The sequence below is a fragment of the Bacillus xiamenensis genome (assembly GCF_000300535.1).
GTDB lineage: Bacteria > Bacillota > Bacilli > Bacillales > Bacillaceae > Bacillus > Bacillus xiamenensis.
In genome coordinates, this window is sequence record NZ_AMSH01000086.1 from 1 (window position 1) to 9,446 (window position 9,446).

General features: G+C 41.3%; 12 protein-coding genes. All 12 read right to left on the reverse strand.

The genetic code is table 11. The annotated features are described in order from the left end of the window. Positions 1 to 36: 36 nt before the first annotated feature. Positions 37 to 804, reverse strand: coding sequence for an RNA polymerase sporulation sigma factor SigF (sigF, locus tag BA1_RS17400; RefSeq protein WP_008361800.1), 768 nt, complete (start codon positions 802 to 804; stop codon positions 37 to 39). A gap of 12 nt (positions 805 to 816) precedes the next feature. Further along, the gene (spoIIAB, locus tag BA1_RS17405; RefSeq protein WP_008361802.1) at positions 817 to 1,257 is read right to left on the reverse strand and encodes an anti-sigma F factor; all 441 of its coding nucleotides are present in this window, start codon (positions 1,255 to 1,257) and stop codon (positions 817 to 819) included. Further along, positions 1,254 to 1,607: an anti-sigma F factor antagonist gene (spoIIAA, locus tag BA1_RS17410; protein WP_008361804.1), complete on the reverse strand. Its 354-nt coding sequence runs from the start codon at positions 1,605 to 1,607 to the stop codon at positions 1,254 to 1,256. The genes spoIIAB and spoIIAA overlap by 4 nt, the downstream gene beginning before the upstream one ends. Before the next feature lie 164 nt (positions 1,608 to 1,771). Next, positions 1,772 to 2,926 (reverse strand): D-alanyl-D-alanine carboxypeptidase family protein, encoded by a 1,155-nt coding sequence (locus BA1_RS17415; protein WP_406566830.1) that lies wholly within the window; start codon positions 2,924 to 2,926, stop codon positions 1,772 to 1,774. Positions 2,927 to 3,085: 159 nt separating this feature from the next. Continuing rightward, the gene (locus BA1_RS17420; protein ID WP_008361808.1) at positions 3,086 to 3,898 is read right to left on the reverse strand and encodes a purine-nucleoside phosphorylase; all 813 of its coding nucleotides are present in this window, start codon (positions 3,896 to 3,898) and stop codon (positions 3,086 to 3,088) included. Positions 3,899 to 3,909: 11 nt separating this feature from the next. Next, positions 3,910 to 5,094 (reverse strand): phosphopentomutase, encoded by a 1,185-nt coding sequence (gene deoB, locus BA1_RS17425; protein WP_008361810.1) that lies wholly within the window; start codon positions 5,092 to 5,094, stop codon positions 3,910 to 3,912. A 153-nt stretch (positions 5,095 to 5,247) separates the two neighbouring features. Further along, a complete protein-coding gene (gene xerD / locus BA1_RS17430) occupies positions 5,248 to 6,138 on the reverse strand; it encodes a site-specific tyrosine recombinase XerD (protein WP_008361812.1) in 891 nt (296 codons plus the stop codon). A gap of 6 nt (positions 6,139 to 6,144) precedes the next feature. Next, positions 6,145 to 6,372: a YqzK family protein gene (locus BA1_RS17435; protein WP_008361814.1), complete on the reverse strand. Its 228-nt coding sequence runs from the start codon at positions 6,370 to 6,372 to the stop codon at positions 6,145 to 6,147. A gap of 117 nt (positions 6,373 to 6,489) precedes the next feature. Next, entirely contained in the window at positions 6,490 to 6,942 is a 453-nt protein-coding gene (gene fur, locus BA1_RS17440) for a ferric iron uptake transcriptional regulator (protein ID WP_003215577.1), read from the reverse strand. A gap of 121 nt (positions 6,943 to 7,063) precedes the next feature. After that, positions 7,064 to 7,708: a stage II sporulation protein M gene (gene spoIIM, locus BA1_RS17445; protein ID WP_008361816.1), complete on the reverse strand. Its 645-nt coding sequence runs from the start codon at positions 7,706 to 7,708 to the stop codon at positions 7,064 to 7,066. 116 nt (positions 7,709 to 7,824) lie between these two features. Continuing rightward, positions 7,825 to 8,955 carry a S8 family peptidase gene (locus BA1_RS17450; protein WP_082194769.1) on the reverse strand — a complete coding sequence of 377 codons (1,131 nt, stop codon included), beginning with the start codon at positions 8,953 to 8,955 and terminating at the stop codon, positions 7,825 to 7,827. A gap of 111 nt (positions 8,956 to 9,066) precedes the next feature. Next, complete coding sequence (locus tag BA1_RS17455; protein WP_008361820.1) at positions 9,067 to 9,288, reverse strand: hypothetical protein; 222 nt, start codon at positions 9,286 to 9,288, stop codon at positions 9,067 to 9,069. Between the last annotated feature and the right edge of the window lie 158 nt (positions 9,289 to 9,446).

Sequence of the window (9,446 nt, forward strand, 5' to 3'; positions counted from 1 at the left end):
TTATTTGTCTCATCTGATGGGGTCAGTACCAATAGGCTAGCTGTCTTTTTGATCCATTTGCACTTGGATTTGTTTTAAAATTTTCTTTTCAAGCCTTGAGACTTGTACTTGTGAAATACCAAGCCTCTCTGCTACCTCAGATTGCGTTTGGTCTTTATAATACCTTAAGTACACAATCAGTTTCTCTCGCTCTTCTAATTCCTTGATTGCCTCTTTTAGCGCAATTTTATCAAACCATCTTTCTTCTGAATGATCGGCAATTTGATCGAGCAGTGTAATCGGATCACCGTCATTTTCATACACGGTTTCATGTATAGATGACGGGGAGCGAACCGCTTCTTGAGCGAGGATGACATCCTCTGGTGTGATGTCGAGATAATCAGCGATTTCCTGTACAGTCGGCATTCTCCCATGAGATTTAGACAATTCGTCTCTTGCCCGCCTGATTTTATTTCCAAGTTCCTTTAAGGACCTGCTGACTTTGACCGTTCCATCATCACGAATGAAGCGCTGGATTTCACCGATGATCATGGGAACAGCATAGGTCGAAAATTTCACATCATAGGATAAATCAAATTTATCAACAGATTTTAACAGGCCGATACAGCCTATCTGAAATAGATCATCTGGTTCATATCCTCTATTTAAAAAGCGCTGAACGACGGACCAAACAAGACGCATGTTTTTTTCTACGAGGAGGTCTCTTGCTTGCTGATCTCCGTCTTGGCTTTTTTTTATGAGCTGTTTCACTTCATTATTTGACAGCTGTGCTTTTTTTGCTTGCTTTTTTACCTCCACATCCATATGAGCAGCTCCTTAATTACAAAGCGCTTTGCTTTTTGATAGATGCTTTGTTAAACGGATCGTTGTGCCCATTTCTGGAGATGAGTCTACCATGACATCGTCCATAAAATTCTCCATAATGGTAAATCCCATCCCGGATCGTTCTAAGTCTGGCTTTGTTGTGAAAAGAGGCTGTCTTGCTTCCTCAAGATCTGTAATTCCCATACCTTCGTCGCGTATCGTCAAATACACCACATGATCATCCAGCGTGACACTAATATGCACCTTTCCATCTGGGTTTCCGTCATATCCGTGAATAATGGAGTTTGTTACTGCCTCTGATACGACCGTTTTGATCTCGGTTAATTCATCTAATGTCGGATCAAGCTGGGCGATGAACGCCGCTACTGTTACCCTTGCGAAGGATTCATTTTGACTCAAAGCAGAGAAGGTCAGATTCATTTCATTTGTCATGATGCCACCCCCAATGTTTGCAGCGCTGTTTGCTCTGAAGGCTCCATACGGATGATTTTAAACAAGCCAGACATATCAAATAAACGGTTCACCGCTGGCGAGATCGCGCAGACGACCATTTCGCCACCAAGCTGCTTAATCTGCTTATATCTTCCTAAAATAACCCCAAGGCCAGAACTGTCCATAAATGATAAATCAGCTAAATTCAGCACGATGTGGCGAATGTCCTCTGTTTCCAAATAATTCGTCACCTTTTGTCTCAACGTTTCTGCAGAGTGATGATCGAGCTCTCCTGTCAACCGAATGCAAAGTACGCTCTCTTTGACTTGAAAATCAATACCAAGGCTCATCTTTTTCTTCCTCCTTGCTCTATTTTCGGATAAAGAATGTTTCTCTTTTCTATGAAGTAAATCCTTCACCGTGACAAAACTAGTGATCATTCGTCACATTTAGATGTTCTTTTCTATTCGCTCATAGCAAAAAAAGACTGCCACTTGCAGCAGTCTTTCGCCTCTTATTTCCATTTGACAAATTCGGCCATTGCCCGTTTAAAGAAAGTCCAAACACCGGCTCTTTCCATGTCTTCTTTTGCCTCGACAGGGCTTTCATGAAGCACTTTCCCATCTTTTTTCAAGACGATGGTGCCAAGCTTCGTTCCTTTTGAAAATGGGGCCGTGACATCTTGAGATAGTTTAATTTCTTTTTTGATCTGATCGACATTTTCGCCTTTTTTCGTTAAAAGAGAAATCGGTTCAGATGTGACAAGCTGGATGTTTTTCTTTTTCCCTTTGCTCACTTTGATCTCTGCCACGTCTTGTCCTCGTTTGTACAGAGGATGGGTGGTATATTGACTAAATGCATAATCCAGCATTTTGACGACTTGAGCGTTTCTGTCTTTCGGTGTACTTGCACCGAATACAACAGCAATGACGCGCATGTTGCCTTTTTTAGCGGATGCGGTTAAACAATATTTCGCCTCGGCAGTAAATCCTGTTTTCATCCCATCGACGCCTGGATAAAATTTAATGAGACGGTTTGTGTTTACAAGCCAGAATTTTTTATCCGTGTTTTGCCGGAGGTAGTCTTCATATACACCTGTAAATTTGGTGATTTGTTCATATTTTAACAGCTCTTTCGCCATTTTTGCCATATCATGAGCTGTGCTGTAATGATCTTTTTCAGGAAGTCCTGTTGGGTTTTGAAAGACGGTTGATTTGAGGCCAAGTTCTTTTGCCTTTTTGTTCATTTGCTCAACAAATTGTTCTTCAGATCCAGCAATATGCTCTGCCATGGCAACTGAAGCGTCGTTTCCTGAAGCAATCGCAATGCCTTTCAGCATTTCTTTCACGGTCATTTCTTCTCCAGGTTCAAGGAAAATTTGTGAGCCTCCCATTGATGCTGCATAGTCGCTTGTTCTGACCTTGTCCGTCATTTTGATCTTTCCTTGGTCAATTGCTTCCATGATGAGAAGCATCGTCATGATTTTGGTCATACTTGCTGGCGCAAGCTTTTCATCACTGTTTTTGTTGTAAAGCACCTTTCCCGTGTCACGTTCAATTAAAATGGCTGATTTGGCTTCATGCGCCAATTCTGATGTTTGTTTTTCTCCTGGCTTTTCGATTTTTTCTTTTGCTGTCGCTGATGGCGACACCATTGAGATAAGGATCATTAAAATAAACAATGCACATATATGACGTTTCAAGTGGCAGACCTCCATTATCGTAATCCTTTTTATTTTTTCCTCATAAAGGCTGTTTTATTCAGAGATCGTTTGATTGCCATAAAAAAAAGCCTTCTGCTTAATGAACAGAAGGCTTTAGGACACGTTCTATGAGAGTTGTTTGACAACATCTTTCACTAAATCAAGGAAACTGGCTTTCACTTTTTCCGTCACTTCGATGACTTCATCATGAGAAAGCGGCTGATCTAAAATACCTGAGGCCGCATTGGAAATGCATGAAATACCAAGTACTTTTATTCCTGCATGACGAGCCACGATGACTTCTGGCACAGTCGACATACCGACCGCATCAGCACCAAGCGTTCTGAGGAAACGTACTTCAGCCGGCGTTTCATAGGATGGGCCTGTCATTCCTGCATAAACGCCTTGCTGCACAGATATCCCTAGGTTTTGAGCGGTTTTCTCTGCAAGTGCCAGCAATTCCTGATCATACGGTGCAGACATATCAGGGAAACGAACCCCTTGACTGTCGTTTGGTCCAATTAACGGATTGGTTCCCATCATATTGATATGATCTGTAATCAGCATGAGATCACCAGGATGGAAGGACGTATTCACGCCGCCTGCTGCATTTGTAACAATACATGTCTCAATGCCGATTTCTTTCATCACACGGACAGGAAACGTCACTTGTTTCATATCATATCCTTCATAGAAATGAAAACGCCCTTGCATGGCACAAACGACCGTGCCTTTCAGCGTTCCAATCACGAGCTGACCAGCATGCCCCTCTACTGTTGAAACAGGGAATCCAGGAATATCTTCATATTTTAATTTGATCGGATGTTCAATTTCATCTGCTAAAATGCCAAGACCTGACCCTAAAATCAATCCAACTGTTGGTACATATGTCGATGCTTGTTTAATGTATGCCGCCGCTTCTGAAAACTGTGTTCCCACGAGATTTCCCCCTATTTGAGTTTAGATAAAAAGCTTGTTCCGTATTTTGGCAGCGTTGATTTGAAATTATCTGCTACCGTTGCCCCTAGATCAGCAAAGGTTTTTGCTGTTGGGAGTTCATTCGCTTCCTGATGCTTTTTGCTGTAAGCAATAAGCGGAACATATTCTCTTGTATGATCTGTTCCGTGATGAACCGGGTCATTTCCATGATCTGCTGTGATCACAAGCAGATCATCCTCTTTTAATAGATCAAATACTTCAGGAAGACGTGCGTCAAATTCCTCTAGTGCTTTACCGTAGCCTTCTGGATCTCTTCTGTGTCCATAAAGCGCGTCAAAATCGACAAGATTTAAGAAGCTAAGTCCTGTAAAGTCTGTTTTCAGCGTCTCAACTAGCTTGTCCATTCCATCCATGTTGGATTTTGTTCTGAGTGAAGAGGTGATTCCTTCGCCATCATAAATATCAGAGATTTTTCCGATTGCAATGACATCCAGTCCATCATCTTTCAGTTCATTCATCACTGTACGGTCAAATGGTTTTAACGCATAGTCATGACGGTTTGGTGTTCTGACAAATGCCCCCGGCTCCCCGACAAACGGACGAGCGATAATGCGCCCTACCATATACTTTTCATCTAATGTGAGTTCACGTGCGATTTCGCAAATGCGGTAAAGTTCGTCTAATGGTACAACTTCTTCGTGTGCAGCAATTTGCAGCACCGAATCCGCTGAAGTATAAACGATTAAATCGCCTGTTTTCATATGCTCTTCGCCAAGCTCATCAAGGATTTCTGTACCAGACGCCGGTTTATTTCCAATGATGCCGCGTCCGGTTTTTTCTTTTAGTTCATTTAATAGTTCATCTGGAAATCCGTCTGGAAAGACTTTAAATGGTGTGTCTATGTACAGACCCATGATTTCCCAATGACCTGTCATTGTGTCTTTACCGTTTGATGCTTCTTGCATCTTCCCATAATACGCAAGCGGTTTTTCATCCGCTGGAATTCCTTTAATTTCTTTAATATGACCCAGCCCAAGCTTCGCCATGTTCGGCATATGAAGCCCGTTCATTTTTTCTGCAATATGTCCAAGTGTATCTGCACCTACATCATTAAAATCAGCAGCATCTGGTGCTTCCCCAATTCCTACTGAATCCATCACAATGAGGAAAATGCGTTTATACTGATAATCAGGCATGAAAAAGCGCCTCCTTCAATATTCTTATCCTTTGACCTTTCATATTTAGAGAGGTCAGACATCTCAAGTATAAACCGTTTTCAAGTCAATTGACAACCTTAAACGGTCCAAACAAAAAAAAGCATGATACACGTTCTCCGTGTCATGCTTTACTTATGCCCTTGGATGGAATTTGTGATACACGTCTTTTAATCTTGTTTTCGTGACATGTGTGTAAATTTGTGTAGTAGAAATATCGGCATGACCGAGCATCTCCTGAACGGCTCTAAGATCCGCACCGTTTTCAAGTAGATGTGTTGCAAATGAATGCCTGAGCGTATGCGGCGTCAATTCTTTTTGAATACCAGCTTCGATGGCTCGTTTTTTTAAATTTTTCCAAAAGCCTTGTCGTGACATCTTTTTCCCATGGTGATTGAGGAACAAGGCATCAGCCGGCTGTTTTTTTAAAAGCTTGTGTCTTCCTTTTTCAATATATACTTCAATCGCACTTGCAGCGGCTTCACCAATAGGCACGATGCGCTCTTTTCGCCCTTTTCCAAAACAGCGGATAAAGCCCATTGTCAGATGAACATCTGCAAGGGTCAGATCCAGCATTTCACTCACACGAATACCGGTTGCATATAAAAGCTCAAGCATGGCTTTGTCACGGTAGTCAAATGGTGTGTGCTGCTTTGGTGTATCGAGCAGCTTTTCGACCTCACCTAGTGATAGAACTTTCGGTAATTTCCGCTCTGTTTTTTGCGATTCGATGTTCCATGACGGGTCATCTGTTGTCACTTTTTCCCTGAGCAGAAATTGATGAAAGGAGCGAATGGATGATAGATGCCGCACAGACGTTTTACTCGATTTCCCTTCGTCTTTTAGCTTCTTTAAATAATGAATGATATGAAGGCGCGTGACATCTTTGATATCTGTCAACTGCTCATGTGTCATTAAAAAGGACAAATAGTTCTGTAAATCTCTTTTATAAGAGACAATGGTATTTTCAGAGAGTCCTCTCTCTACTGTCATAAAATGAATAAAGTCGGATAATTGATCCTTCAATGGTTTCTACTCCCCGTTTTGATAAAAATAAATCAATCGATCCTGCCAGGTGTTTTGTTTCGGCTGATCCATTTCCATCACTTTAATCGCTGCACCCTCTGGTTTATCATAACGATGATAGCTTTCATATTCTGAATTTATCCATATCATAGCATAATAGAACAGGACGGTAAAACCAGTGAACAAGATAAATACTTTCATCACTTCACCTGTTGTTTTGAGCCATTTTCGCATGATCTTCATGTCCTTTCTCATCTTTTCATTACTTCAGCATATGCCAGGTGGGACAAGGAATATACAGCGAAAATGCAAAAAACCTTTTCATCTTGAATGAAAAGGTTCCAATTCGGATTATTTGCCGGATTCATCATCATGACACCGGTGGCAAATACCATGGAATGTCAATCTATGATCCTTAATTTTAAATTTCCAGTCGCGTTCAATAATCTCTTCAACATCTTCTAATAAATCATCTTCTATCTCATCGACTGTCCCGCATTCCATGCAGACAAGATGGTGATGGAAGTGAGCGGCTCCTTCTTTGCGAAGATCATATCGCGAAACGCCGTCTCCAAAGTTAATTTTATCAACAACTTTCAGTTCAGTCAGCAATTCTAACGTCCGATAAACAGTAGCAAGACCAATTTCAGGAGACTTCTCTTTTACGAGGAGGTATACATCTTCTGCACTTAAATGGTCTTCTTCATTCTCAAGCAGTACTCTTACTGTTGCTTCACGCTGTGGCGTGAGCTTATAGCTGGAAGAATGAAGCTGTTTCTTAATTCGATCAATCCGATTTTCCATTGACTTTCCCTCCTACGCCACATTACTTGATCATTATATCAAATGATGTGCAGAGAGCCAACTATAATCATTTTAAATTGATAAATAAATTGATTATTATTTAATAATAATTATAAAAAATTTAAAAAAGAACACCTGCCAGCTTTTTCATCAGCATGAATGATAAGTATGATTCAAAAAAGGACGAAAGGGCCGCAAGCGCTAAAATCATCAGCAGAACAGACGCATACCGGCCAAACCACTGGACTGGCGCTTGGCTGATGGTTTTTTTCATGAAAAGCTGTCCAATTAACCGAATGGAGAACGCAATCGCACAAGTCCCAATGACTAAATATGCTGGAATGAGCAAGATATTTTGCGGAAGCACCGATATAAAAGAAAGAAAAAATCCACTAAGCCCCATTTGATTGACTAGAAAACCGACAGTAAACCCAACAACAATCCCTTTTAAAAAGATCATGAGAAAGATGAGCGGCAGGCCAATAATGGAAATTCCGAGTATCCACATGAGACCTAAATATTTCATATGATGCAGAAAGCTTTGCACAAACATTTCCTTTGATTCTGCTGCTTTCTCATTCGTCAGCTGTCCAAAAAATTGATGTAAATAATAGAATAAATCCTCTTTCTGACTCATTGTCATACTATTGACGATGATGGCCCCAAAGATGACACCCATTAAAAAGAGCACAGAAACAAACAAATAAATCGATAGATGATCTTTCACGTGCTGAAGAAGATGTTCCTTCCAAGACTTTTTCCGCATGCGTCTTCCTCCCAAATAGTAAAGGTTACTAGATTCTATGAGAGCGAATACGAAACATGACAGTTTTATTGAAAGAAAAACGAGAAAGCAGCCTGCACACTGCTTTCTCGTTTCCTTTATCGTGCGGCTTTTTGTACGTTCACAAGCCCGGCTCCATAATAAAATGGGTCTCCAAGCTTTATTGCCGTTTTTGAAAGCCTTTCACGCACTTCTTCATTTGTCAGATTCGGATGTTTTGATAGAATGACAGCTGCAGCTCCCGCAACATGAGGTGATGCCATGGACGTTCCGCTCTTATAGCCATATTCGTTATGAGGAAGAGTGCTTAACGTTGAAACGCCTGGTGCTGATACTTCCACCTCTTCACCAACAGAGGAATCAAAGGCTCTTTTCCTTCCTTGATCCACAGATGCGACAGCTATCACGGAGTCATATTTGGCCGGGTAGTCTATTGTATTGAGTGAGCCATAGCTTCCAGCATTCCCTGCGGAAGCCACAATGAGAATCCCTTTGTCATACGCTCGATCTACAGCCTCTTTCAGCGCTTCAGATTCACTTGCTCCCCCCATACTAATATTGATGACATCTATGTCATTTTCAATGGCCCATTCGATGCCTTTTATGATCCAGCTATAGTAGCCGTCACCATTTTCATCTGCCACTTTAACAGCATAGATAGAAGCTTTTGGCGCAACACCAACGACACCTATTTTATTATCTAGCGCTGCAATCGTGCCTGCCACATGGGTTCCGTGTTCATGGGGATCGACAAGCGGATCGGACTCTGTTGGAACAAAGCTGACACCGCCGCTTACGTGTAAATCTTCATGCTCGCCGTCAATTCCACTGTCAAGAACAGCTACTTTCACATTCTGACCGGCATATCCTCGTTTATGTACCTTTTGTGCTTGGATGCTTTTGATGCCATATGGGACGGTTTGACCGCTAGTTTTTGCTTTTTGGTCTTCCTCAATAAAGGTCACTTCTTTTGCTTGGTTCAGTTTTTCTTTTGATGCTTTATTCAATGAAACTTTCATTATATCTATTTGTTCTATTGATTCTTTCACATGGCCGCCAGCTTTTTCTACAAGCTGTTTTTGTGTTTTGTCTTGAACGGAAGAAGAAAAGCCGATGATATACTCTTTTTTTGCTTGCTCCTCTGCAGATATCTCTGATGCGCCGAACGTGATGGATGCCAGCAGCATACTTGCCATACAAAATCCTGCTCCCAATGACTTGACGTTCACGATACTCACTCTCCCTTTCATTGCTTTTTGCCATTTAACTACATTTTTAGACAAAAAGAAACGACCATTTGTCCTATTTTTTAAAAATTTTCCATTTATTTGATCTACTTGTCACAAAAAAGCAAAATAAAAATGCTTATGATCCTGTTCATAGTGATCATAAGCATTCCTGTCTTTATGTTTTTTCATCATGTGCTGCAAAGCTTCTTGTTTTGTTTTTGTCTTTCTTTCGTGAGTGCTAAAATGCGCCATGTTCCCTCTCGACCGTTCTGGATTTCGGCTGCGCTGCCTTTGAATATGTTCTCGCTTTTTCTTTGCTTTGCTTTTTCCCATTTGACAAAACCCCTTTCGTTGTCGTTATGATACACGATGTCATATGAAAAAGATAGATGTCTACACGTCTATCTCAGCGTGTAGACAAACCCTCGCACTCGGTGTCAGTCCTGCGTGCCGGTGCTCACGAATGTCAAATTAGCTCCGAGCATGTAATA

What these genes read in the sequence shown, in the direction of transcription:
- BA1_RS17455 (WP_008361820.1), bottom strand. Translation starts at nt 9,288, where the DNA reads ATGGGAAAAAGCAAAGCAAAGAAAAAGCGAGAACATATTCAAAGGCAG.
- BA1_RS17435 (WP_008361814.1), bottom strand. Translation starts at nt 6,372, where the DNA reads ATGCGAAAATGGCTCAAAACAACAGGTGAAGTGATGAAAGTATTTATC.
- deoB (WP_008361810.1), bottom strand. Translation starts at nt 5,094, where the DNA reads ATGCCTGATTATCAGTATAAACGCATTTTCCTCATTGTGATGGATTCA.
- spoIIAA (WP_008361804.1), bottom strand. Translation starts at nt 1,607, where the DNA reads ATGAGCCTTGGTATTGATTTTCAAGTCAAAGAGAGCGTACTTTGCATT.
- spoIIAB (WP_008361802.1), bottom strand. Translation starts at nt 1,257, where the DNA reads ATGACAAATGAAATGAATCTGACCTTCTCTGCTTTGAGTCAAAATGAA.
- spoIIM (WP_008361816.1), bottom strand. Translation starts at nt 7,708, where the DNA reads ATGCGGAAAAAGTCTTGGAAGGAACATCTTCTTCAGCACGTGAAAGAT.
- BA1_RS17415 (WP_406566830.1), bottom strand. Translation starts at nt 2,926, where the DNA reads ATGATCCTTATCTCAATGGTGTCGCCATCAGCGACAGCAAAAGAAAAA.
- sigF (WP_008361800.1), bottom strand. Translation starts at nt 804, where the DNA reads ATGGATGTGGAGGTAAAAAAGCAAGCAAAAAAAGCACAGCTGTCAAAT.
- fur (WP_003215577.1), bottom strand. Translation starts at nt 6,942, where the DNA reads ATGGAAAATCGGATTGATCGAATTAAGAAACAGCTTCATTCTTCCAGC.